Genomic DNA, 20,863 nt, shown 5'->3' with positions numbered 1-20,863 from the left:
CGGATGCAAAGCAGATTGCGGGCCGTGACCGGATCAGCGGGACGCGGCCAGCGGCCTGCGCTGGCCGGTCACGGGGTTGACCTCGAACACCGTCTCATCCGGCATGCCGCTGCCGACCGGCGCATAGGCGGTCTGGACCGTGCGGGTCTCCATCGGTGACGGTTCGGTCCGCGCTATCTCGCCGATATCCGGCGGGCGCAGGCTGAAGGCAAAGCGGATGCGCGACGCGGCTTCTTCGGCAAGGCTTTCTGCGGCCCAGGCGGGGTGGCCGGTCCGGGCATGGACGACAAAGGTGCCGGCGGCCACCGGCAAGCCGCTTTCTATGTCGGCGGCCGTCACGATGAATTCCGCCATGGCCCGCGGATCTCCCGGTGTCTTGCCGCCGGCTCGATAGCGCTGGTATTTGACGGTCAGCACGACGCGCTCCATCGGCGTGAGCCGCCGGGTCGATTCGATCGACGCCCGCACCCGCCGGTCCGTTCCGGCCAGCAGTGCCCCAGGCATGGTGTCCTGGCCGATCACCGCGACCTCGCGCACATCATAGATCGGCGGCTGGACGCTCGTGCCGAAGCCGGCGCCAACGCAGGCCGAAAGGCAGACGCCAAGCAAGGCCATTATAAAGGTCTGACGCAGCAGACGGCACATGAACGGTTTCTCCCGCGGCTCGAGCCGTATGCCGGAGAGTGACCTGTCATGGTTAGTGAAGCATTAATCGCGCCCTCTATGGGCGTGGAAGAGCTGCGCTGCGGCCTGCATCTCCTCAAACCGCTTCTGCCGTCGGGCCTGCGCCTCGGCATCGAAGCCCCAATGCTCCTCCGTCCAGTCCTCGTCGACATGGGCAAGCGCCCAGGCCTCTTCGGTCGTCAGGCGTCCCTCGGCAACGGCCAGCGCCAAAAGCGCCGAACCGGTCAGCGTCGTCATGACATGCAGGCTGGAAAGCGAAAAGGGTTCGTGATGCCGGGAAAGGGCCGCGGCGAATGCGGCCAGCGATTCGGCCGGCTGCTGCCGGTGGACGACACCTTCGGCCAGAATGAACCGGGCCCCGAGGTCTGCCGCAGCCCATTCGATAATCGGGTTCCAGGCCGCGTTCTGGCGGGCGACGAGCTCCTGCGGCGTGTCCGCGCGGTAGAACAATGCGTCCGTGCCGGCGAAATTCAAAATCTCCTCGGCCACCGCATCGAGCTGCTGCGAGACCGCATCGATCGCCGTATTGGAAAGCTTGGTGATCGGCATGGTCGCGGGATTGATCACGTCGACCTGCGCACGCCATTCGTCCGCCACCAACCCGGCCAGCGCCGGGGTCCTGAGCTGCAGGGGATTGCGGCCCGGCGTCTTTACCGGCTTGCCGTCGAGCTTCACCGCAAAACCCTGATCCTCGGGCTCGACCGTCACATCGGTATAGAAACGCTTGGGCAGCGGGCGATGCATCTGGATCTGCGCACGCCGCACCGGATCCTCATGGCTCTGTTCCGGCGTGAAAATACCGGAAAGTTCGTCACGCATCGGCTCGCTCCCGCAAGATCAGTCCCAGAAGGTCGGCAGGCGTCTGAGCAATCACGTCGGCACCCGCAGCTTCGAGCTCGGCCACCGAGGCATAGCCCCAGGATACGCCGATCGCATGGGCGCCGGCGGATTTTGCCATCTGCATGTCGTAGATCGCATCGCCGATCACCACCGTATCGCGGGCATCCGTTCCCATTTGCGCGCAGCACTCCGTTACCATGGCGGGATGCGGCTTGGATGGGCAATCATCGGCCGTCCGCCCGACCTGGAAATGGTCGCTCCAGCCATTGCTTTCAAGCACCAGGTTCAGCCCGCGGCGCGCCTTGCCCGTCACCGCACCGATCAGCACGTCCTCGCGCGCAGCCAGTGCCGCGATCACCTCCGGTATCCCGTCATAGGGCCGCTCGGTGGCCAAGCCGCCGGCGCGCACGCCGGCAAAGATCTGCTTGTAATGGGCCATCATCGCCACCGCCTCATCGTCGGCATGGCGCTTGCCCTGCAATCTGGCAATCGCGATGTCGAGCGTCAACCCGATGATCGACTTGGTCTCGGCAAAACTCGGCGGTGCGTGGCCGAAATGCACGAAGGTGCGGACCATGACCTCATGGATCAGGCCGGCGCTGTCGACCAGCGTGCCGTCGCAATCGAAGAGAACCAGCAGCATCAGTCGTCGTTCTCCCGGCCTTCCAGATCGAAGCCGAGCAGGTTCCAGCTCTGTACCATATGCGGCGGCAGCGGCGCCGTGACCTTCAGCCGTCCTCCGTTCGGATGGGGAATGTCGATGTGTCGGGCATGCAGATGCAGCCGCTTCTGGATGCCGCCTGGAAATTCCCAGTTGTGATCCTCGATATAGTATTTCGGGTCGCCGATGATCGGATGGCCGAGATGCAGCGCATGGATGCGCAACTGGTGCGTCCGGCCGGTATAGGGCTGCATTTCGAGCCAGGCCATCGTCTGGGCCGCGGTTTCCAACACGCGGTAGTAGGAGATCGCATGATCGGCGCCCTCCTCCCCGTGCCGGGCGATGCGCATGCGATCGCCGTCCTCGGTCTCTTCCTTCACAAGCCAGTTCGACAGCTTGTCCTCGCGCTTGCGCGGAACGCCCCTGACCAGCGCCCAATAGGTCTTCTTCGTGTCGCGCTCACGGAACGCCGCCGTCAGTTTCTGCGCCGCACCGCGGGTCCGCGCCACGACCAGCACGCCGGACGTATCGCGGTCGAGGCGGTGCACCAGGCGCGGCTTCTCGCCCTTCTTGCTGGTCCAGGCCTCCAGCATCTTGTCGATATGCCGCGTCAAACCGGAGCCGCCCTGCACGGCCAGGCCAGCCGGCTTGTTCAGAACGAAGACCTTGTCGTCCTCATGCAGCAGCATGCGCGACAGCAACTCGCCGTCTTCCCCATGCTTCAGGTCTTTCAAGGCGATCGGGCCGGATTTCGGCGCCTTGGCATCGACATCCATCGGCGGGATGCGGATCGTCTGTCCCGGCTGCACCCGCGCATCGGTCTTCACCCGACCGCCATCGACGCGCACCTGGCCGGAACGCAACAGCTTCTGCAAAGCGCCGAATCCGAGACCGGGATAGTGAATCTTGAACCAGCGGTCGAGGCGCATGCCGCTCTCGTCCTGTTCAACCGTGATGTGCTCGATACCCGCCATGGCGCTACTTTCCGTCAGGCGATCCCGTCGCCAATTCGCTGCTTGGCGCCGGCTTTACTGCATTTCAGGGCATTCCCACAACCGCAAAGGCCGAATTCGGCCTCAGAACATCATCCGGCCCAGGGTGAGGCCGGCAAAAACCGCCAGCAGCGACAACAGGACGCTGGCGATCAGGTAGCCCCCGGCGGCCACCACCTGCCCCCGCTCAAACAGGGCGACGAAATCCAAGGAGAAAGCGGAAAACGTGGTGAAGCCGCCGAGAAAGCCGGTGACCAGCAGCACCCGAAGCTCAGGCGAAGCGTTGAAACGGCGTGCGACCATCTCGGCAAAAAGGCCGATGACGAAGGAGCCGATTATGTTGACCGTGATCGTGCCCCAGGGAAAATTCGGGCCGAACGTGCGCAGGGTCAGTATCCCGACCAGGTAGCGAAGGACCGAGCCGGCCGCGCCGCCGATGGCGACCAGAAGAAGATGCATGACGTAGAGGCTCCAGATATTCCGAGGTTTTCGCAGGGGCAAACTACACATTCGCTCCGCAGAATCCAGCACCGGCCATCCGCGCATGGCTGAAGCTGACACAGCTACGGGCAGGGCCGCAAAGCGGAAAACCTCAATAAACAGGGTATATTAGCGCGAATTCATTAAAATGCGAGGGACTGATTTTACGGTCCATCGACGTCTCGTCCCTAGAATAAGAGGGGATAACCAACGGTGAACGCGATGACACAGGTAATTACAGTGTCGGCCCACACGGCCGCCTATGCCTCGGATGCGGTGCGCAAGCCCCAACGCACCGACCGCAAGACCTATGTCGAAGAGAATATGCGCAGCACCGCCCCCAAGGACGGCGACGGCGGCACCGGTGAGACACTGGAAATCACCGCCGTCCAGGCATCGGCGCTCAGCCTGGGCATGCTCGACACCGGACAACCGCGCAATTACGAGACCACGCTGAAGCAGGCGCTGAAGGCCTACAAGGAAAACGGCAAGTAGCAGCTCATCGGCAGCACCCGGGAGAGATGCTGCCGATCAATTCGGATGCCGGCTGCCGTCAGCCCGTTAGTTCTTGCCACGCGCGGAAACGATCGGCAGATCGAGCGTCACCGCGCCTGCCTTCTCGAAGGTCAGGGTCACGGCAACGCTGCCGCCTTCCCTGAACGGCGTCTTCACCTGCATGAACATCAGATGCATGCCGCCCGGCGACAGCGAGACCGTCTCGCCGGCCGCAACCGCAATGCCGTCCTTCAGCTTGCGCATCGTCATCACGCCATTGTTCATCGCCATGTCGTGCGTCTCGACCATGCCCGCATCCGGCGACGCGACGCTGACGAGCCGGTCATCGGTGGCCCCGGCATTGGCGATCGTCAGGAACCCGCCACCGACCGGCTGGCCGGGCAGCATGGCGCGAACATAGGCGCCGGTGATCGTCAGGTCGCCGATCGTCGCGGTGCCGTCCGTCGAGCCCGCCTCGGCCTTTTCGGCCTCTGCGCCGTGATCCATCGGCATGGCCTCCATTTGCATGGCGCCCATGTCGTGTTGCATCTCGCCCATGTCATGGCCGGCATGATCGTGATCCATGGTATCGTCGGCAGCCAGTTTTAGCACGGGTGCCGGGCTCTTCAGCGCATGGGGATCGGTGCCTTCGGGCGCGACCTGATCCCAGGCGACCCTGGCATCTGCGCCGCAGATCTGCACCGTCGGAAACGCGAGCCCGCCGGTACCGGCCGCCACCTGACCGTAAATCGTGAAGGTGTCGTAGAAGTCGTCCGGCAGCGAACCGTTCTTGAAGCGTATCTCGACCGGTCCGGATGTGACGGCCTTGCCGTGGCTGTCATAGGATTTCTGGTAGTCGCCCGTGACGATCTCGATCTCCCATCCAGGCTTGACCATCGGCTTGGCGGCGATGAAGCCTTCGGGCAGTTTGACGTCGAGTTCCGTCGTCACCTTGCCGTCGCAGCCATGCGGCACCTGCAGGGTGGCGGCGACATAGGCGCCAACCTTGACCGGTGCATTGGTAAAGCTGACATGGGCAAAGGCGGAGCCGGCGGACAAGGCAACGAGTGCTGCGGTACTGATTGTGATTGCGGTTGTCATTTGGGTATTCTCCTGATCGGCAGGCAGGCGCGCTCCTGTTCAAGAGGGCGCCGCTGACCGTATGGCGGCCGTGACTAGGCCAATGATCTTCAGATGAGGACTGGATCAGGAGAGGCTTGGTGGTCCGCGCGAACGCGGCTGGCCGATGGCCGTTGCATTGTCGGCGACGGCCTCGGAAACCAGAGGATTGGCCAGCGCGACGAAGTGGCGGATGAGGAACCCGTCGTCGGCAGGCGCCGGCAGACAGGTCTGGCCGCCCAGCATGCAGGCTTCGCAGGCGCCCGCCGGCACACCGGGAATATGGGTGCCCTTCTCGCCGAGGCAGAGATCGGCATAGGAGCCGTCGGGAAGCTGAAGAGAGGCCGTCTCGATGATCGCGGCCAGCAGCTGCGGCGGCCTGTGGGCGAACCCGAGCGACAGCAAGGCGACGGCGCAGACGAGGCGCAGCCAGGCTTTCCAATCGTTCAGTCCGTTCGCCATGACGTCCCCATCACCCCTCGGGTCATGGACTAAGCGGATTGCCGGGAAAAAGCAATCCGCCCCGCCTTGCGGCATTGCGCAGCAGGCAACCCGAAACGCAGCCGCTTGCCGCCGCGTCTATTGGCGCATATATACAGTCTACCTGTACAATATCTTCGAGTGTCGGCACAGCCCGGCCGCAGACGGAATGGAGTAGACCACGACATGAACAGCAATGATCCCAAGTCCATCGTCAGACGTTTCAACAAAGAGGTCATCGAAGGGGGCGACAGGGCGGCGTTCGAGGCCCTGATGGCCACCGATTTCATCAACCACGCAGCACCGCCCGGCGCTCCGACCGGCGCGGAGGGCATGTGGAACACCTTCGAGGCGGTTCTGCGCCCGGCCATTGGCGGCCTGACGGTCGAGATCCACGACCAGATGCTCGAGGGCGACAAGGTCACGACACGAAAGACGATCAGCGGCACGCACACTGGCCCCCTGCTCGGCATCCCCGCTACGGGCAGGCCGGTGCGGATCGAGGTGATCGACATCGTGCGGGTGACAGACGGCCGCTATGTCGAGCACTGGGGCATCAACACCCTGCCGAGCCTGCTGCAGGCGCTTGCCGCCCGCTGACACTGATGCGGACGTCAGGCCAGCAGTGCTTCCAGTAATTTGATCGCGCGGCGCAGCTCGGCCTGTTCCGCCGCCGACAGCCGGTCCGCGATGGCGGCGGAGATCCACCGGGAGCGCGCCTGCCGCCCTGTGGCCAGCGCTTCCCGGCCCCGCGGCGCGATGACCACGAGGCGGCTGCGCTGGTCCTGCGGGTTGTCGGCCCGCTCGACCAGGGCCTCGGTCTCCAACTGGGCGATGACCAGCCGCATGCTCTGGTGCCGGACATTGCGCAGACGCGCCAGATCGGCGACGGTCATGGGCCCGTTGCGATCCAGATAGCCGAGGGTATCGATCTGCGCGGAGGTCGGCGTGTCGGCATCGCTTCGGACCTTGCGCACGAAGTCGCCGACCACCCGGCGCAGATCTTCGGCAAGCCCGATCACCTCTGCATCGATCCGGCCCGGCGCGCTCTTTTCCATCTCTTTCGGCCTTTCCCGCATGCGCTTCATCCTGCTGCCATCCCTAACGGAAGCGGCGCCGAGCGTCGATAGCCGGGGCTCGGGTGGAACTTCGCAGCAGCTGGCGATTTTTGAGAAAACCGGAAGACAAAAGGAGGATGAAAACATGCCCGCCACATCGAAAGCCCAGCAGAAAGCCGCCGGCGCCGCCCTGTCGGCCAAGCGCGGCGAAACGCCGAAATCCAAGCTGAAGGGTGCGTCCAAGGAGATGGTCGAATCCATGAGCGAAAAGCAGCTCGAAGACTTCGCCGAAACCAAGCGCAAGGGCCTGCCGGCAAAGAAGAAAAAGGACTGACCGGACGTCGGCGCGACAAAAATTTGGCCGATAACGACGTTTGGCTCTTGCCAAGCGTCCGCGCGCACCGATAATGGCAGCCGACCTTGTTGGGAGAAACCGGTTCGATCCGGTGCCGAAGGAGCAACCGCCCCGGAAACTCTCAGGCAAATGGACCACAAGGTGCCGAAAGGAACTCTGGAGAGAGGTTCCGGTTCATTGGGCCGGAACACGCCGAAGGGATAACAATCTCAGGCGCAAGGACAGAGGGGGCTTTGAATCGTGCGGCGCGTCAGGCGCCAAAGTTTGAAGCCGGCGCAGCCTTGTGCGCGCCATGACCCGGAGGCTCCGTTGGACGATACCGCCCGACTGAAGAGAACACCCCTTTACGATCTGCATGTCGCACTCGGCGCCCGCATGGTGCCGTTCGCCGGCTACGAGATGCCGGTGCAATATCCGGCCGGCGTGCTCAAGGAACACGTCTACACTCGCCAGCACAGCGGCCTGTTCGACGTCTCCCATATGGGCCAGGTGCTCGTGAAGGCGAAAACCGGCCTGTATGAAGATGCGGCCCGCGCACTTGAAGCTTTGGTGCCTGTCGATCTCGTCGGACTGACCAAGGGTCGCCAGCGCTACGGCTTCTTCACCGACGCGGCCGGCGGCATTCTCGACGATCTGATGATCACCAATATGGGCGATCATCTCTTCGTCGTCGTCAACGCTGCCTGCAAGGACGCCGATCTTGCCCATATGCAGGCGCATCTCTCCGACACCTGCACGGTCGAATTGCTGGACGACCGGGCGCTGATGGCACTGCAGGGACCGCAGGCTCAGGCGGTTCTGGCCGAACTTTGGGCCGGCCTGTCGGGCATGAAGTTCATGGATGTGCGCGAAGTCGAACTCCACGATATCCCGGTCATCGTCTCGCGCTCGGGCTATTCCGGCGAGGACGGTTTCGAGATTTCGGTGCCGGCGGACAAGGCCGAGACACTGGCGAAGATCCTGCTCGATCATCCGGATTGCCAGCCGATCGGCCTTGGCGCCCGCGATTCGCTGCGGCTCGAGGCCGGCCTCTGCCTCTACGGCAATGACATCGACACGACGACCTCGCCGATCGAGGCTGCGCTGCAATGGGCGATCCAGAAGGCACGCCGTGCCGGTGGCGCGCGCGAAGGCGGGTTCCCGGGCGCCGAGCGTATTCTCGGCGAGCTTGCCGATGGTCCGGATCGGCTGCGCGTCGGCCTGAAGCCGGAGGGCAAGGCACCGGTCCGCGCGCCGGCGAAACTCTACGGCGATGCGCAAGGTGTCCGCGAGATCGGCCATGTGACATCCGGCGGCTTCGGTCCGCGCGTCGAGCATCCGGTCGCCATGGGCTATGTCCCGCGCGACATGGCCGAACCGGGTACGCAGGTCTTTGCCGAAGTGCGCGGCAAATATCTGCCGGTGACCGTCGCCGCCCTGCCCTTCATCACGCCGACCTACAAGCGATAAGCCATGATGGGCCATGCCGCGCCTGTACCACTTCAAACTCCGTTCCCATTCCTCAAGAGGACCTTCCCATGCTGAAATTCACCGCTGAACATGAATGGTTGAAAATCGAGGGCGATGTCGCGACCGTCGGGATCACGGCGCATGCCGCCGAACAGCTGGGCGATCTCGTCTTTGTCGAGCTGCCGGACGTCGGTGCCGAATTCGACAAGGACGGCGATGCGGCGACCGTCGAGAGCGTCAAGGCGGCCTCGGATGTCTTCTGCCCGCTCGACGGCGAGATCGTCGAAGTCAACCAGGCGATCGTCGATGATCCGTCGCTGGTCAATTCCGATCCGGAAGGTGCTGCCTGGTTCTTCAAGCTGAAGCTGAAAAACGTTGCCGACGCCGACGCCCTGCTCGACGAAGCCGCCTACAAAGAGCTGATTGCATGACCACGCCTGTCGAATTTTCCTTCACCGACTACGATCCTTACGACTTTGCCAATCGTCGCCATATCGGCCCCTCGCCGGCCGAGATGACCGAGATGCTGAAGGTCATCGGCTACGATAGCCTGGACGGCCTGATCGATGCGACGCTGCCGCCGTCGATCCGCCAGGCCGTACCCCTCACCTGGGGGGCTGCGATGACCGAGCGCGAGGCGCTGGACAAGCTGCGCGAGACAGCCAACAAGAACAAGGCGCTCGTTTCGCTGATCGGCCAAGGCTATTACGGTACGATCACGCCGCCTGTGATCCAGCGCAACATTCTGGAAAACCCCGCCTGGTACACGGCCTATACGCCCTACCAGCCGGAGATTTCGCAAGGGCGCCTCGAAGCCCTGCTGAATTACCAGACGATGGTCACCGACCTGACCGGTCTCGACGTCGCCAATGCCTCGCTGCTCGATGAGGCGACGGCGGCTGCCGAGGCCATGGCGCTCTGCCAGCGCAGCGCCAAGAACAAGGCGACCGCCTTCTTCGTCGACAAGGACTGCCATCCGCAGACCATTGCCGTGATCGAGACGCGGGCCGCGCCGCTCGGCTGGACCGTCATCGTCGGCGACCCCTTCACCGATCTCGATCCGACCGAGGTGTTCGGCGCGATCTTCCAGTATCCGGGCACGCACGGCCATGTCCACGATTTCTCAGGCCTGATCGCAAGGCTGCACCAGACCGGCGCACTGGCTGCGGTCGCCGCCGACATCATGGCGCTGCTGCTGCTGAAATCGCCCGGCGAAATGGGCGCCGACATTGCCATCGGCACCACCCAACGCTTCGGCGTGCCGGTCGGCTATGGTGGTCCGCATGCGGCCTATATGGCGGTCAAGGACGCGATCAAGCGCTCCATGCCCGGCCGTCTCGTCGGCGTCTCGGTCGATGCGCGCGGCAACCGCGCCTATCGCCTCAGCCTGCAGACCCGCGAGCAGCATATCCGCCGGGAAAAGGCGACGTCGAACATCTGCACCGCGCAGGTGCTGCTCGCCGTCATGGCCTCGATGTATGCCGTCTTCCATGGTCCCGACGGGCTGAAGGCGATTGCCCAGCAGGTGCACCGCAAGGCCGTGCTGATGGCCAAGGGACTGGAAAAGCTCGGCTATACCATCGAACCGGAGACCTTCTTCGACACCATCACCGTCGAGGTCGGCCACATGCAGGGCCTGATCCTGCGCGCCGCCGTCGCCGAAGGCGTCAATCTGCGCAAGGTGGGCGCCACGAAGATCGGCATTTCGCTGGACGAGCGCACCCGACCGGCGACGCTCGAGGGCGTGTGGCGCGCGTTTGGCGGCACTTTCGCCGTCTCGGATTTTTCGGCCGACTATCGCCTGCCGAAGACCCTGATGCGCCAGAGCCCGTATCTGACCCATCCGATCTTCCACATGAACCGCGCCGAAAGCGAGATGACCCGCTATATCCGGCGGCTGTCGGATCGCGACCTGGCACTCGACCGGGCGATGATTCCGCTCGGCTCCTGCACGATGAAGCTGAACGCCACCGCGGAAATGCTGCCGATCACCTGGCCGGAATTTGCCGAGATCCATCCGTTCGCGCCGGCCGACCAGACGCTCGGTTACAAGGAGATGATCGACGATCTCTCGGAAAAGCTCTGTGCCGTCACTGGCTATGACGCGATCTCGATGCAGCCGAATTCCGGCGCGCAGGGGGAATATGCGGGCCTTTTGACGATCCGCAACTACCACCTTGCCAATGGCGACACGCATCGCACGGTCTGCCTGATCCCGACCTCGGCGCATGGCACCAACCCGGCCTCGGCCCAGATGGTCGGGATGACGGTGGTGCCGGTAAAGGCCAAGGAGAATGGCGACGTCGATCTCGACGACTTCCGCGAGAAGGCCGAGAAGCACGCTGACAATCTCTCCTGCTGCATGATCACCTATCCCTCGACGCATGGCGTGTTCGAGGAAACGGTGCGCGAGATCTGCGACATCACCCATGCCCATGGCGGCCAGGTCTATCTCGACGGCGCCAACATGAATGCCATGGTCGGCCTGTCGCGGCCGGGCGATATTGGCTCCGACGTCTCCCATCTCAACCTGCACAAGACCTTCTGCATTCCGCATGGCGGCGGCGGGCCGGGCATGGGGCCGATCGGGGTCAAGCAGCATCTGGCCGGGCATCTGCCGGGCCATGTGGCGACCGACGGTCGCGCCGGTGCCGTGTCGGCCGCCCCTTACGGGTCGCCGTCGATCCTGCCGATCTCCTGGTCGTACTGCCTGATGATGGGCGGGGAAGGCCTGACGCAGGCAACCAAGGTGGCGATCCTCAATGCCAATTATATCGCAGCCCGGCTGAAGGGCGCCTATGACGTGCTCTACAAGTCGGCGGCCGGTCGCGTTGCGCATGAATGCATCGTCGACACCCGCCTGCTCAACGCCTCGGTCGGCGTCACCGTCGACGACATCGCCAAGCGCCTTGTCGACTGCGGCTTCCACGCACCGACGATGAGCTGGCCGGTCGCCGGCACGCTGATGGTCGAGCCGACCGAATCGGAGACGAAGGCCGAGATCGACCGCTTCTGCGAGGCGATGCTGGCAATCCGCGAGGAGGCCCGCGCCATCGAGGACGGCCGGATGGACCGGGACAACAACCCGCTGAAGAACGCCCCCCACACGGTGGAGGACCTGGTCGGCGAATGGACCCGGCCCTACAGCCGGGAGACTGCCTGCTTCCCGCCCGGCGCCTTCCGGGTGGACAAATACTGGTCGCCGGTCAACCGTGTCGACAATGTCTATGGCGACCGGAATCTCATCTGCACCTGCCCGCCGATGGAAGCCTATGCGGAAGCGGCAGAATGATTGATGGAGGGCCGGCACCGCGTCGGCCCTCCACCACCACCAGAACTGCCCCTCTCGTCCGCCTGCCCGCTTGCCTTTCGCCCGGGATCGCCGCATAGCTCGCGCAATCCCATAGTGGCGGGTCTGCCCCATGTTTTTCTACGACGCTCTGGCCATCGGTTCGGCCGTCTGCATCGCGGCATCGTCGATGTTCGTCAACGAACTCAACGGCCGCGTGCCGCTGATGCGGCTTGCCCGATGGCAGCTGACCGCAGCCTTCGTGCTGACCGCGCTCGCCGCGACCTTTGCCGGCGGCTGGGTAACGCTCGAGCTCTGGCAGGTCAAGGCCCTGATCGGCTCCAGCCTTGCCGGCATCGTCATTGCCTCGACCACCTATTTCGCCGCGATCTTTACCGCCGGTCCCCGCGTCACAGCCCTGCTCTTCTCGCTTGCCTCGCCCTTTGCGCTGCTGCTCGGCTATCTGGCGCTCGGCGAGACGATCACGCCGGTACAGGGTGCCGGCGTGATCCTTATTCTGGCCGGCATCGCGATTGCCATCGGCATGCGCCGGCGACGTCCGGCGCCGATGATTCCGCTCGTCGACGCCAGGCCGATCGAGGCCCCGGCGCCGCCGACCCCGCCGATATCCCTGCTTGGCATCGCCTTCGGCATCATCACCGCGCTTGGTCAGGCGGTCGGAAGCCTGCTCGCCAGACCCGCCATGGCGTCGGGCGTCGAGCCTTTCGCGGCCATGGCCGTGCGCGCCGGCTTTGCCGTTCTGGTCTTCTGGGCGCTGCTTGTCCTGCCGCGCATGCGCCGCGACACGGATCGCCTTGTCGCCCGTGATCTCGGCCTTGCGGTCACCGCCGCGTTTTTCGGCACGGCGCTCGGCATGTCGCTACTGATGGCGGCCCTCTCCGGCGGCAATGTCGGCATCGTCTCCACCCTGTCGTCCATGACGCCGATCGTCATCCTGCCGATGGTCTGGCTCAGAAGCGGCCAGAGGCCGCGGGCCCGTGCCTGGGGTGGTGCAGCACTCGCCATCCTCGGCACCGCCCTGATCAGCCTCAACTAGCGCCGCAAGTGCCAGGCTCCGACTGGCAGGACCAGGTGCAGGCCCGACCCGAAAAGAATCGTTCCTGCGGGCTAAGTGGTTTTTCTGCCTGATGATTCTCGGTTCACAAGCCGCTTGCTTCACGCGATTGCCGCGATAACGGAAAAAAATAGCATGCGCCGAATTGGGTCTCGAATGCCGTTGTCTCTCCGATCCAACGCCGCTGCGATCCATCTTTCACGCATCACAGGAGAGGCACGCAGGCCCTTGCTCACAGGGGTTCACCGCCGCAGACACGGCATCTTGAAGTGGCCATGATCGGCCGGTAAACACGATGAAACCGCTTGCAACCGGGGTTACCTCAGCACAACCCTGGCTCGCGCAGCGCAATTTATTTTCGCCTGAGCCTTGCATATTTTGAAATAAAGCTTAAGTTCCGGTCATCGAACTTTGCTAGCGACTTTCTAGGCAGCCTTCGGCTTTATCCAGATCTCCTCTCAACGTCGATTACATTGTCGGTCAATATGACCGGGCCCACACTACGATTGAAAGGAAATCGTTATGAGCATTGGCACCGTAAAGTGGTTTAACAGCACCAAGGGTTTTGGTTTCATCCAGCCGGAAGATGGCAGCCAGGACGTTTTCGTCCACATTTCTGCCGTTGAACGCGCTGGCATGGGCAGCCTGAACGAAGGCCAGAAGATCTCGTACGACATCGTACAGGATCGCCGTTCTGGCAAGAGCTCCGCTGACAACCTGCGCGCTGCTTGATTTGTCATTGCGCTGCGTGACCACGGATGTACTGGCACGCATATAGCTGCAGTGGCTAAGGAAGGTCGGGAGAAGTCCCGGCCTTTTGCTTTTTTGGCTCTAGCCGATTGTGTTTAAAGTGCGAGAATGCTTGTATGCATTCTCTCGTCCGTCGTCAGGCGGATATGGCAATATCGGTTTCCAGTGCGCTCGCCATCTGGATCCGCGCCGCACCTGAGGCCTCCCGAATCGACATTCGGACCTCGAGGAACTGCCGCAACAATGCATGCAGTGCACTCACGAAGCCTTCGAGCGACGCATCGCGTTTTCGCGACGTCGACGCCCGCCCGCAGCACGCAGCGGACCTGGCCATTCATGCCGGTCCATCGTCCGTGCAGTCGGGCAACCGGGAAGGGTCACCTTCCCCCACAACCAGCGGCCTCGCCGCCCAAGGAGATGTTTTGCAAGTTATCGTACGGGACAACAATGTCGATCAGGCGCTCCGCGTCCTCAAGAAGAAGATGCAGCGCGAAGGCGTATTCCGCGAAATGAAGGCACGTCGTGCGTTTGAAAAGCCGTCAGAAAAGCGCGCGCGCGAAAAGGCAGACGCCATCCGCCGTGCACGCAAGCTGGCCCGCAAGAAGATGCAGCGCGAAGGCCTGCTGCCCGCACCGAAGAAGAAGGTGTTCACCCGTGGCGCCGGAGCTGGTGCCGGGACTGGCACAGGCGGTCCGGCACGCTGATGCCGACGCGCTTCGGGCCGGCCCTGGTTCGAAGACAACAATTCCAGCGCATAGCGCGCTAGGGCGTCCCACCGGTGCCACGCCTGCTGCGTGACACTGCCCCATGGCGCTTTTCAAGGTGCGGCACGAAAGATGTGCCGCACTCCGGCGGTCGAAGGAGGAATGACGTGACTGAGACGAATGACGCTGGCACGAAGCCGGTCAAGTTGACACTGCAGGCCCGCGCCGAGCGCACCGACGTCATAGCCCGCGAGATCATGGCCTCCGAAGTGGCCGAGCGCGAAAAGAAGACCGCCCGTCTGCGCGAGATGCGCCTGCAACAGACGGTTGACGAACCCGCGCCGGAGAAAAAGCCCCGCGCACGCAAGACCGTCAAGAAATAATTTCTCCCCACACACCATCCAAAGCCGGTTCTCGAGCCACGTCCCGATCTTCCAGATTCGTTTGCGTGTCGCCATTACCCGTTTTTGTACCTGTCTCCCCCGGTATCGTGCCCCTTTCGGGTGACCCCGCGCCAGCCGTATACGCTGCCGCGTTTCCCCGTCGTGCCCGCATTATCCTGAATTTCCGCAGGCCCTGACGCCTCCGCACGGGATCGCAGGCTTCGGCCCTGATCCCCGGAAATCGACGGGTTCCGCGCCGCAGGCCCGCCCCGGTAGGGCAAAGTCCGGCCCGAAACGTTGAGCAGATCTTGCGCCTTTCGTTCAAATGCGAACGAGACCGGCAAGCCTTCATACAGATAGCTTTTTTAGCATTTGATAGTGGTTACCCGCCTATAACGGCAGCTCACGACCGTCTGCGCATGGGGACTACTGTAATGACGATTGCCGCAGCCATGACAACCGCCGTGTCGGGGATGAGGGCGCAGACCACGCGCCTCTCCGCCACGGCGGACAATATCGCCAACAGCATGACGCCGGGTTACGACCGGCGCGTTACGTATCTGGACAGCCCTTCCGGCGCCGGTGTCACGGCAAAGGTCGCTTCCTCCGGCGGACTGCCATCGCCGACAGGATCGAATGTCGACCTTGCAGGCGAAATGCTCGACACCCTGACGGCCAAGACCGCCTTCCAGGCCAGCGCCGCCGTCTTCGAGACCGGCGCGGACATGTGGGACGTGCTGATGTCGATCAAGCGGGACTGACGCTTGGGTGACGTCATCCGCCACGTTCAGACCGCGTATTTGGCGGCCCCTGCCTTGAGGCGATCGGAGTATTCGTAGATCTGATCGAGCGTATCGACGATCAACCGCTCCTCGGCTTCCCCGTCGAAGAGGCCGATATATTTCACCGACCTGTTGAACCACAACCGCGCCAGAGGCTTGCGGTTGTTGTTGTCGATCAGAATTCCGCAATAGCTTTTCTGATCGCGCATGAAGATCCGCTTGGGGCTGATAGTCTCGCGCACGATCGCCTTGACGATCATATACCCCTAACGTTCTTCGTCGGTCGTGAACACGTGCGTATTGTGTCGCGCTGGGTGATTACCGATGGGGTGAAAAGCCGCCCGTCGAGCGCATTGGCCGACACGGGTCACTTGAAGTCGTCGCAACCCACGAAAAAGCCCGGCGCGCTGGCCGGGCTCAGGCATCGTCATCATGTCTCGAAGAATCAGCCTGAAACGCCGGCCGCCTGTTTCTGGCGGGCGAGTTCTGCGAGGTCGGCGGCTTTCAGCTCGACCGACTCGCCGCAGCCGCAGGCAGACGTCTGGTTGGGATTGGTGAAGGTGAAGCCGGAGCGCAGCTTGGTGACTTCGAAATCCATCTGCGTGCCGAGCAGATAGAGCACGGCCGCCGGGTCGATCCAGACCGAGGCACCGTCGCGGCCGATCAGATCGTCCTTGGCATTCGGCTCGGTCACCAGGTCGACGGTATATTCCATCCCGGCGCAGCCGCCCTTCTTGATGCCGACGCGCACACCTCTTGCGTCACCGCCGGCATTGTCGACGATTGCCCGCACACGGTCTGCCGCCGCCTGCGTCATGCTCATGACTTGAAAGCCCATTTTAAAAATCTCCTGTGACAACCGGGGTCAAGGTCCGGTGCCTTGAAGGGAATCTAGTCAGAGTCCCCGCCGACATCAAGGCCGGCTGGGACTGTGGCGCCCTTGCGGGCGCAAGAAGTCGCCTAGTACCAGCCGACGGCGACCTGCGCCTCTTCGGACATGCGGTCCGGCGTCCATGGCGGATCGAAGCTCATCTCGACGTCGACATGCGAGACGCCCTCGACGGCACTGACGGCATTCTGCACCCAGCCCGGCATTTCGCCGGCCACCGGGCAGCCCGGCGCCGTCAGCGTCATGACGATGTTGACCGAGCGGTCGTCCTCGATGTCGATCTTGTAGATCAGGCCAAGTTCGTAGATGTCGGCCGGGATTTCCGGATCGTAGACGGTCTTCAGCGCACCGACGATATCGTCCGACAGACGCGCCAGTTCCGCCTGCGGGATCGCCGAGTTGATGATGTCGTCGCGGCTGTTGGCCGGGGTTTCGCTTTCGGTGCTCATGGTCGTCTCCTAGGCGAAGAAGGTTCGGGCATAGTCCAGCGCATCGGCCAGAGCATCGACTTCTTCGCGGGTATTGTAGAGGGCAAAGGACGCCCGGCAAGTGGATGTCACTCCATATCGTGCGAGCAGCGGCTGAGCGCAATGGGTGCCGGCCCGGACCGCAACACCCTTGCGGTCGATCACCATCGAGACGTCATGGGCATGGATGCCGGCAAGCTCGAAGGAGAAAATCGCTCCCTTGCCCGGCGCATCGCCGAAGATCCTCAGAGAATTGACCGCTTTCAGCCGCTCGTCGGCATAGGCCTTCAGGTCCGCCTCATGCGCCGCGATCGCTTCGCGGCCGAGGCTTTCCATATAGTCGAGCGCATGGCCAAGGCCGATCGCCTGGACGATCGGCGGGGTACCGGCCTCGAAGCGGTGCGGCGGGTCGGCATAGGTCACCATGTCCTCGGTCACCTCGACGATCATTTCGCCCCCGCCCATGAAGGGCCGCATGTCCTCCAGCGCCTCCGCCGTGCCATAAAGCACGCCGATGCCCGAAGGACCGTAGAGTTTGTGGCCGGTCATCGCATACCAGTCGCAGCCGATGTCGCGCACATTGACCGGCATGTGCACGGCCGCCTGGCTGCCGTCCACCAGGACCTTGATGCCGCGCTCACGCGCGATCCGGCAGACGTCCTTGACGTCGACGACCGTGCCAAGCGCATTCGACATATGGGTGATGGCGATAAGCTTGGTGCGTTCCGTCAGGCAGGCGTCGAAGGCCTCCATGTCGAAGGCGCCATCATCGGTCACCGGTATCCAGACGATCTTCGCACCCTTGCGCTCCCGCAGGAAATGCCAGGGCACGATGTTGGAGTGGTGCTCCATGATCGAGATGACGATCTCGTCGCCTTCCTCGATATGGGTCATGCCCCAGCCATAGGCGACCGTGTTGATCGCCTCGGTCGAGGATTTGGTGAAGACGATCTCGTCCACCGAGCCGGCGCCCAGGAACCGGCGCACGGTTTCGCGCGCCGCCTCATAGGCATCGGTCGCCGCATTCGACAGGAAATGCAGGCCGCGATGGACATTGGCATATTCGTTGGAATAGGCGTTCGAGATCGCCTCGATCACCTGGCGCGGCTTTTGTGCCGAGGCGCCGTTGTCGAGATAGACCAATGGCTTGCCGTCATGGACGGTGCGAGACAGGATCGGAAAATCCGCCCGCACCTTGTCGATGTCGTAGGCTGTCGCTCTGCCTGAAGCGTTAGTGTCCATAGCTCATGAACTCCATCAGGGACCCGTCGGGGTCACGGAAGTAGACGCTCGTGCCCGGCCCCTGCGCGCCATAGCGCTCGACGGGGCCAAGCTCGATGACGACGCCCTGCGTCGCCAGATGCTCGATCGCGGTTTCGATCGGTCCATTCCAGCAGAAGCAGAGATCGCTGTTGCCCGGAACGACCGGCACGCGTGCCAGCGGTGCCGCGTCTTCAAGGCCCGGACCATGGACGTTGAGTTGCTGGCGCCCCAGGCGGAAGACATAGGTGCCGTCGCCACGCCCGATCGCTTGTGTACCGATGACCCGCGTGTAGAAGTCGCGGGCGACTTCCCAGTCGGAGACATGGATGACGCAATGATCGAGGCCGACGGGCAACTCAGCCATGGTGTTCCAACCAGTTGGAGATCACGGCTTCCAGCGCCTCGACCAGCGGCTCGTCGTCCAGTTCCTCGATCACTTCGGCGACGAAGGCATTGATCAGCAGGCCTCGGGCCTTCTTTTCCGGAATGCCGCGCGCCATCAGGTAATAGAGATGGGTGTGGTCGATATCGGCAACCGTCGCGCCATGGGCGCACTGCACGTCGTCGGCGAAGATCTCGAGTTCGGGCTTGACCGAATACTCGCCGTCGTCGGACATCAACAGCGTGTTGCAGGCCATCCGCGCATCGGTCTTCTGCGCATCCGGCGCCACCCGGATCTGCCCCTGGAACACGCCCTTGGCGCGGTCGAAGACCACGTTGCGGATCACTTCCGTCGAGGTGGTGTTCGGCAGGTCATGGGCAAGCGTCATGGTGACATCGGTGTGGGTCTCGCCGCCGAGCAGGTTGACGCCGCGCAGGATGAAGTCGGAGCCCTCGCCCTTGGTCACCACATGCACTTCTTCGCGTACCAGCTTTCCACCGGCATTAACGATGAACAGCCGCAGCTTGGAATCGGTGCCGAGCTTTGCCTTGAACTGGCTGAGATGCGTATCCTGGGCGCCCTGTCCCTGGACGATGATCCAGGTGATCTCGGCGCCGTCGCCGACCGTCACGTCGCTGACGGCCGAGACGAATGCCGGGGCATCGCCGTCGGCTGCCAGATGCCGCTCGATCACGGTCGCCTTGCTGCCGGCGCCGAAGTCGACCGGGAAGCGGCTGTGAACCTGGCCGCCGGCGTGGATGCATTGCAGCTCCACCGGCTGCTCGAGCTCGGCGTCGGCCTCCAGCGACAGCACATAGCCGTCGGAAACGAAGCTGCCGTTGATCTGGCCGATGGCATCGTCGTGACCGATAGCCACGAGGTCGGCGGCATGATCGCCGGCGCTGAGGGCATCGGTGAGCTTGGTGACCGTAAGGCCGCCCGGCAGGCTGTCGGGTGTCGCGGCATAGCCCTGGACCAGGGCGATCTTCGTCGCCCCGGAGACAATCGTGTCGACCGAGTTGGCGCTCGCCGTGGTGTCGGACGCCGGCACCTGGCGCAGCAGCGATTTCAGGTCGGTATAGTGCCATGCCTCGACACGGCGCGTCGGCAGCCCGCCCCGCTTCAGCTGGTCGAACAGCTTGTCGCGGGCGGTGAAGACGGCGCCATTGCCGGGCAGCGAGCCCACCTGTTGCGAATAGGCTTCGTTCAGCGCGCTCTCGGCGGCTGTCGGCCTGTTTGCAGCATTCATATCCATTGGGAAAGCCCTCCTCTGCCGATCAGGCCGCTTCGCCGATGATGTCGTTATAGCCGTTGGCTTCGAGCTCGAGTGCCAGGTCCTTGGTCCCCGTCTTGATGATCTGGCCCTTGTAGAGGACATGGACCGTGTCGGGGACGATATAGTCGAGCAGGCGCTGGTAGTGGGTGATGACGATGGTGGCACGGTCGGGCGACTTCAAAGCGTTGACGCCGTCGGCGACGATCTTCAGCGCATCGATGTCGAGGCCCGAATCGGTCTCGTCGAGCACGCAAAGCTGCGGCTCCAGCAGCGCCATCTGCAGGATTTCGGCGCGCTTCTTCTCGCCACCGGAGAAACCGACATTCAACGGCCGCTTCAGCATGTCCGGATTGATCTTCAGCTTGGCTGCGGCATCCTTGACCAGACGCATGAAATCTGGCGTCTTCAGCTCGTCTTCGCCACGCGCCTTGCGCTGCTCGTTCATCGCAACCTTCAGGAACTGCATGGTGGCAACGCCCGGGATCTCGACCGGATACTGGAAGGCGAGGAAGATGCCCTTGGCGGCCCGCTCGGCCGGATCGAGCTCCAGAATGCTCTCGCCGTTGTAGAGGATGTCACCCTCGGTAACCTCGTAGTCCTCGCGGCCCGACAGGATATAGGACAGCGTCGACTTGCCCGACCCGTTCGGGCCCATGATGGCGGCAACTTCGCCCGCCTTGACCGTCAGGTTGAGGCCGCGGATGATTTCGGTGCCGTCTTCGGCGATACGGGCGTGCAGATTTCTGATTTCAAGCATGAACAACGATCCTGATAGTTTGGCGCCCCTGGCGCATTTTTCTTCAATTCAAAAGCCGAGCAGCTGGTGGACGATCGGCAGGAGCGCCGCCGAGACGGCGCCCGTCGCAACCCCTATGCCGGCCTTGGCCACCTTCGAAATCGGCGGCGCATAGGCGGCAAGTCCACCGCAAACCACGGCGTAGTAAACCAGATTGACCGGATCCATCGTCATCCTCCTCAAGAGACACGCCC

At 63.3% G+C, this 20,863-nt stretch carries 27 protein-coding genes and 1 riboswitch; of the genes, 11 read left to right on the top strand and 16 right to left on the bottom strand.

The features are described from left to right. Positions 1 to 33: 33 nt before the first annotated feature. From J2Z17_RS12570 to crcB, 5 genes are all read right to left on the bottom strand, one after another. Positions 34 to 615, bottom strand: a complete 582-nt coding sequence (locus J2Z17_RS12570; protein ID WP_209945460.1) for a hypothetical protein — start codon at positions 613 to 615, stop codon at positions 34 to 36. A 93-nt stretch (positions 616 to 708) separates the two neighbouring features. Beyond that, positions 709 to 1,503 (bottom strand): ATP12 family chaperone protein, encoded by a 795-nt coding sequence (locus tag J2Z17_RS12565; protein ID WP_209945458.1) that lies wholly within the window; start codon positions 1,501 to 1,503, stop codon positions 709 to 711. Continuing rightward, positions 1,496 to 2,167, bottom strand: coding sequence for an HAD-IA family hydrolase (locus J2Z17_RS12560; RefSeq protein ID WP_209945456.1), 672 nt, complete (start codon positions 2,165 to 2,167; stop codon positions 1,496 to 1,498). Before J2Z17_RS12560 ends, J2Z17_RS12565 begins: the two co-directional genes overlap by 8 nt. Beyond that, a complete protein-coding gene (locus J2Z17_RS12555; RefSeq protein WP_209945454.1) occupies positions 2,167 to 3,159 on the bottom strand; it encodes an RluA family pseudouridine synthase in 993 nt (330 codons plus the stop codon). The genes J2Z17_RS12560 and J2Z17_RS12555 overlap by 1 nt, the downstream gene beginning before the upstream one ends. A gap of 102 nt (positions 3,160 to 3,261) precedes the next feature. After that, positions 3,262 to 3,636 carry a fluoride efflux transporter CrcB gene (gene crcB / locus J2Z17_RS12550; protein ID WP_245224068.1) on the bottom strand — a complete coding sequence of 125 codons (375 nt, stop codon included), beginning with the start codon at positions 3,634 to 3,636 and terminating at the stop codon, positions 3,262 to 3,264. Positions 3,637 to 3,879: 243 nt separating this feature from the next. Here crcB and J2Z17_RS12545 point away from each other — a divergent pair, with 243 nt between their 5' ends. Then, positions 3,880 to 4,152, top strand: coding sequence for a hypothetical protein (locus J2Z17_RS12545; RefSeq protein WP_209945450.1), 273 nt, complete (start codon positions 3,880 to 3,882; stop codon positions 4,150 to 4,152). 66 nt (positions 4,153 to 4,218) lie between these two features. On the opposite strand, the gene J2Z17_RS12540 is transcribed toward J2Z17_RS12545, so the two are convergent. Both J2Z17_RS12540 and J2Z17_RS12535 read right to left on the bottom strand, forming a co-directional pair. Next, complete coding sequence (locus tag J2Z17_RS12540; protein ID WP_209945449.1) at positions 4,219 to 5,253, bottom strand: copper chaperone PCu(A)C domain-containing protein; 1,035 nt, start codon at positions 5,251 to 5,253, stop codon at positions 4,219 to 4,221. 105 nt (positions 5,254 to 5,358) lie between these two features. Then, positions 5,359 to 5,733: a hypothetical protein gene (locus J2Z17_RS12535; protein ID WP_209945447.1), complete on the bottom strand. Its 375-nt coding sequence runs from the start codon at positions 5,731 to 5,733 to the stop codon at positions 5,359 to 5,361. Between the two features lie 204 nt (positions 5,734 to 5,937). On the opposite strand from J2Z17_RS12535, the gene J2Z17_RS12530 reads away from it, so the two are divergent. Next, complete coding sequence (locus tag J2Z17_RS12530) at positions 5,938 to 6,351, top strand: ester cyclase (protein WP_209945445.1); 414 nt, start codon at positions 5,938 to 5,940, stop codon at positions 6,349 to 6,351. A gap of 14 nt (positions 6,352 to 6,365) precedes the next feature. Here J2Z17_RS12530 and J2Z17_RS12525 read toward each other — a convergent pair whose 3' ends face one another. Then, positions 6,366 to 6,839, bottom strand: coding sequence for a MarR family winged helix-turn-helix transcriptional regulator (locus J2Z17_RS12525; protein ID WP_209945443.1), 474 nt, complete (start codon positions 6,837 to 6,839; stop codon positions 6,366 to 6,368). Positions 6,840 to 6,954: 115 nt separating this feature from the next. Between J2Z17_RS12525 and J2Z17_RS12520 the strand changes: the two genes are divergently transcribed. The 9 genes from J2Z17_RS12520 to J2Z17_RS12480 all read left to right on the top strand — a co-directional run bounded on the left by J2Z17_RS12520 (position 6,955) and on the right by J2Z17_RS12480 (position 15,575). Continuing rightward, complete coding sequence (locus J2Z17_RS12520) at positions 6,955 to 7,143, top strand: DUF3008 family protein (RefSeq protein ID WP_209945441.1); 189 nt, start codon at positions 6,955 to 6,957, stop codon at positions 7,141 to 7,143. Between the two features lie 80 nt (positions 7,144 to 7,223). Next, positions 7,224 to 7,311, top strand: a riboswitch (glycine riboswitch). Positions 7,312 to 7,473: 162 nt separating this feature from the next. Continuing rightward, positions 7,474 to 8,613 (top strand): glycine cleavage system aminomethyltransferase GcvT, encoded by a 1,140-nt coding sequence (gcvT, locus tag J2Z17_RS12515; RefSeq protein ID WP_209945439.1) that lies wholly within the window; start codon positions 7,474 to 7,476, stop codon positions 8,611 to 8,613. A gap of 68 nt (positions 8,614 to 8,681) precedes the next feature. Then, on the top strand, positions 8,682 to 9,044 hold the full coding sequence (gene gcvH / locus J2Z17_RS12510) for a glycine cleavage system protein GcvH (RefSeq protein WP_209945437.1): 363 nt from the start codon (positions 8,682 to 8,684) through the stop codon (positions 9,042 to 9,044). Then, on the top strand, positions 9,041 to 11,905 hold the full coding sequence (gene gcvP / locus J2Z17_RS12505; protein WP_209945435.1) for an aminomethyl-transferring glycine dehydrogenase: 2,865 nt from the start codon (positions 9,041 to 9,043) through the stop codon (positions 11,903 to 11,905). The genes gcvH and gcvP overlap by 4 nt, the downstream gene beginning before the upstream one ends. A gap of 130 nt (positions 11,906 to 12,035) precedes the next feature. Next, a complete protein-coding gene (locus tag J2Z17_RS12500) occupies positions 12,036 to 12,959 on the top strand; it encodes a DMT family transporter (RefSeq protein WP_209945433.1) in 924 nt (307 codons plus the stop codon). 540 nt (positions 12,960 to 13,499) lie between these two features. Continuing rightward, positions 13,500 to 13,709 carry a cold-shock protein gene (locus tag J2Z17_RS12495; protein ID WP_209945431.1) on the top strand — a complete coding sequence of 70 codons (210 nt, stop codon included), beginning with the start codon at positions 13,500 to 13,502 and terminating at the stop codon, positions 13,707 to 13,709. 440 nt (positions 13,710 to 14,149) lie between these two features. Continuing rightward, a complete protein-coding gene (rpsU, locus tag J2Z17_RS12490) occupies positions 14,150 to 14,431 on the top strand; it encodes a 30S ribosomal protein S21 (protein WP_209945755.1) in 282 nt (93 codons plus the stop codon). A gap of 167 nt (positions 14,432 to 14,598) precedes the next feature. After that, positions 14,599 to 14,814: a hypothetical protein gene (locus tag J2Z17_RS12485; protein WP_209945429.1), complete on the top strand. Its 216-nt coding sequence runs from the start codon at positions 14,599 to 14,601 to the stop codon at positions 14,812 to 14,814. A 434-nt stretch (positions 14,815 to 15,248) separates the two neighbouring features. Next, positions 15,249 to 15,575 carry a flagellar basal body protein gene (locus J2Z17_RS12480; protein ID WP_209945427.1) on the top strand — a complete coding sequence of 109 codons (327 nt, stop codon included), beginning with the start codon at positions 15,249 to 15,251 and terminating at the stop codon, positions 15,573 to 15,575. A gap of 26 nt (positions 15,576 to 15,601) precedes the next feature. Here the strand turns inward: J2Z17_RS12480 and J2Z17_RS12475 are convergent, their stop codons facing one another. The 8 genes from J2Z17_RS12475 to J2Z17_RS12440 form a co-directional block, all read right to left on the bottom strand. After that, entirely contained in the window at positions 15,602 to 15,856 is a 255-nt protein-coding gene (locus tag J2Z17_RS12475) for a hypothetical protein (RefSeq protein WP_245224067.1), read from the bottom strand. Positions 15,857 to 16,041: 185 nt separating this feature from the next. After that, positions 16,042 to 16,434, bottom strand: a complete 393-nt coding sequence (gene sufA, locus J2Z17_RS12470) for a Fe-S cluster assembly scaffold SufA (RefSeq protein ID WP_209945425.1) — start codon at positions 16,432 to 16,434, stop codon at positions 16,042 to 16,044. 122 nt (positions 16,435 to 16,556) lie between these two features. Continuing rightward, a complete protein-coding gene (locus J2Z17_RS12465; RefSeq protein ID WP_209945423.1) occupies positions 16,557 to 16,934 on the bottom strand; it encodes an SUF system Fe-S cluster assembly protein in 378 nt (125 codons plus the stop codon). Between the two features lie 9 nt (positions 16,935 to 16,943). Continuing rightward, positions 16,944 to 18,194: a cysteine desulfurase gene (locus J2Z17_RS12460; protein ID WP_209945421.1), complete on the bottom strand. Its 1,251-nt coding sequence runs from the start codon at positions 18,192 to 18,194 to the stop codon at positions 16,944 to 16,946. After that, positions 18,184 to 18,579: a VOC family protein gene (locus J2Z17_RS12455; RefSeq protein WP_209945419.1), complete on the bottom strand. Its 396-nt coding sequence runs from the start codon at positions 18,577 to 18,579 to the stop codon at positions 18,184 to 18,186. The genes J2Z17_RS12460 and J2Z17_RS12455 overlap by 11 nt, the downstream gene beginning before the upstream one ends. Next, positions 18,572 to 19,852 carry a Fe-S cluster assembly protein SufD gene (gene sufD, locus J2Z17_RS12450; protein ID WP_209945417.1) on the bottom strand — a complete coding sequence of 427 codons (1,281 nt, stop codon included), beginning with the start codon at positions 19,850 to 19,852 and terminating at the stop codon, positions 18,572 to 18,574. The genes J2Z17_RS12455 and sufD overlap by 8 nt, the downstream gene beginning before the upstream one ends. A 22-nt stretch (positions 19,853 to 19,874) precedes the next feature. After that, positions 19,875 to 20,630 carry a Fe-S cluster assembly ATPase SufC gene (gene sufC / locus J2Z17_RS12445; protein ID WP_209945415.1) on the bottom strand — a complete coding sequence of 252 codons (756 nt, stop codon included), beginning with the start codon at positions 20,628 to 20,630 and terminating at the stop codon, positions 19,875 to 19,877. Between the two features lie 48 nt (positions 20,631 to 20,678). Further along, the gene (locus J2Z17_RS12440; RefSeq protein WP_209945413.1) at positions 20,679 to 20,837 is read right to left on the bottom strand and encodes a hypothetical protein; all 159 of its coding nucleotides are present in this window, start codon (positions 20,835 to 20,837) and stop codon (positions 20,679 to 20,681) included. Between the last annotated feature and the right edge of the window lie 26 nt (positions 20,838 to 20,863).

This window comes from Heterorhizobium halophytocola (assembly GCF_017873095.1).
Lineage (GTDB): Bacteria > Pseudomonadota > Alphaproteobacteria > Rhizobiales > Rhizobiaceae > Allorhizobium > Allorhizobium halophytocola.
Note: the sequence above shows the minus strand (reverse complement) of the source record. Positions and strands in the feature narration are given on the sequence as shown.

What these genes read in the sequence shown, in the direction of transcription:
- J2Z17_RS12570 (WP_209945460.1), bottom strand. Translation starts at nt 615, where the DNA reads ATGGCCTTGCTTGGCGTCTGCCTTTCGGCCTGCGTTGGCGCCGGCTTC.
- J2Z17_RS12565 (WP_209945458.1), bottom strand. Translation starts at nt 1,503, where the DNA reads ATGCGTGACGAACTTTCCGGTATTTTCACGCCGGAACAGAGCCATGAG.
- J2Z17_RS12560 (WP_209945456.1), bottom strand. Translation starts at nt 2,167, where the DNA reads ATGCTGCTGGTTCTCTTCGATTGCGACGGCACGCTGGTCGACAGCGCC.
- J2Z17_RS12555 (WP_209945454.1), bottom strand. Translation starts at nt 3,159, where the DNA reads ATGGCGGGTATCGAGCACATCACGGTTGAACAGGACGAGAGCGGCATG.
- crcB (WP_245224068.1), bottom strand. Translation starts at nt 3,636, where the DNA reads ATGCATCTTCTTCTGGTCGCCATCGGCGGCGCGGCCGGCTCGGTCCTT.
- J2Z17_RS12545 (WP_209945450.1), top strand. Translation starts at nt 3,880, where the DNA reads ATGACACAGGTAATTACAGTGTCGGCCCACACGGCCGCCTATGCCTCG.
- J2Z17_RS12540 (WP_209945449.1), bottom strand. Translation starts at nt 5,253, where the DNA reads ATGACAACCGCAATCACAATCAGTACCGCAGCACTCGTTGCCTTGTCC.
- J2Z17_RS12535 (WP_209945447.1), bottom strand. Translation starts at nt 5,733, where the DNA reads ATGGCGAACGGACTGAACGATTGGAAAGCCTGGCTGCGCCTCGTCTGC.
- J2Z17_RS12530 (WP_209945445.1), top strand. Translation starts at nt 5,938, where the DNA reads ATGAACAGCAATGATCCCAAGTCCATCGTCAGACGTTTCAACAAAGAG.
- J2Z17_RS12525 (WP_209945443.1), bottom strand. Translation starts at nt 6,839, where the DNA reads ATGAAGCGCATGCGGGAAAGGCCGAAAGAGATGGAAAAGAGCGCGCCG.
- J2Z17_RS12520 (WP_209945441.1), top strand. Translation starts at nt 6,955, where the DNA reads ATGCCCGCCACATCGAAAGCCCAGCAGAAAGCCGCCGGCGCCGCCCTG.
- gcvH (WP_209945437.1), top strand. Translation starts at nt 8,682, where the DNA reads ATGCTGAAATTCACCGCTGAACATGAATGGTTGAAAATCGAGGGCGAT.
- gcvP (WP_209945435.1), top strand. Translation starts at nt 9,041, where the DNA reads ATGACCACGCCTGTCGAATTTTCCTTCACCGACTACGATCCTTACGAC.
- J2Z17_RS12500 (WP_209945433.1), top strand. Translation starts at nt 12,036, where the DNA reads ATGTTTTTCTACGACGCTCTGGCCATCGGTTCGGCCGTCTGCATCGCG.
- J2Z17_RS12495 (WP_209945431.1), top strand. Translation starts at nt 13,500, where the DNA reads ATGAGCATTGGCACCGTAAAGTGGTTTAACAGCACCAAGGGTTTTGGT.
- J2Z17_RS12480 (WP_209945427.1), top strand. Translation starts at nt 15,249, where the DNA reads ATGACGATTGCCGCAGCCATGACAACCGCCGTGTCGGGGATGAGGGCG.
- J2Z17_RS12475 (WP_245224067.1), bottom strand. Translation starts at nt 15,856, where the DNA reads ATGATCGTCAAGGCGATCGTGCGCGAGACTATCAGCCCCAAGCGGATC.
- sufA (WP_209945425.1), bottom strand. Translation starts at nt 16,434, where the DNA reads ATGGGCTTTCAAGTCATGAGCATGACGCAGGCGGCGGCAGACCGTGTG.
- J2Z17_RS12465 (WP_209945423.1), bottom strand. Translation starts at nt 16,934, where the DNA reads ATGAGCACCGAAAGCGAAACCCCGGCCAACAGCCGCGACGACATCATC.
- J2Z17_RS12460 (WP_209945421.1), bottom strand. Translation starts at nt 18,194, where the DNA reads ATGGACACTAACGCTTCAGGCAGAGCGACAGCCTACGACATCGACAAG.
- J2Z17_RS12455 (WP_209945419.1), bottom strand. Translation starts at nt 18,579, where the DNA reads ATGGCTGAGTTGCCCGTCGGCCTCGATCATTGCGTCATCCATGTCTCC.
- sufD (WP_209945417.1), bottom strand. Translation starts at nt 19,852, where the DNA reads ATGGATATGAATGCTGCAAACAGGCCGACAGCCGCCGAGAGCGCGCTG.
- sufC (WP_209945415.1), bottom strand. Translation starts at nt 20,630, where the DNA reads ATGCTTGAAATCAGAAATCTGCACGCCCGTATCGCCGAAGACGGCACC.
- J2Z17_RS12440 (WP_209945413.1), bottom strand. Translation starts at nt 20,837, where the DNA reads ATGGATCCGGTCAATCTGGTTTACTACGCCGTGGTTTGCGGTGGACTT.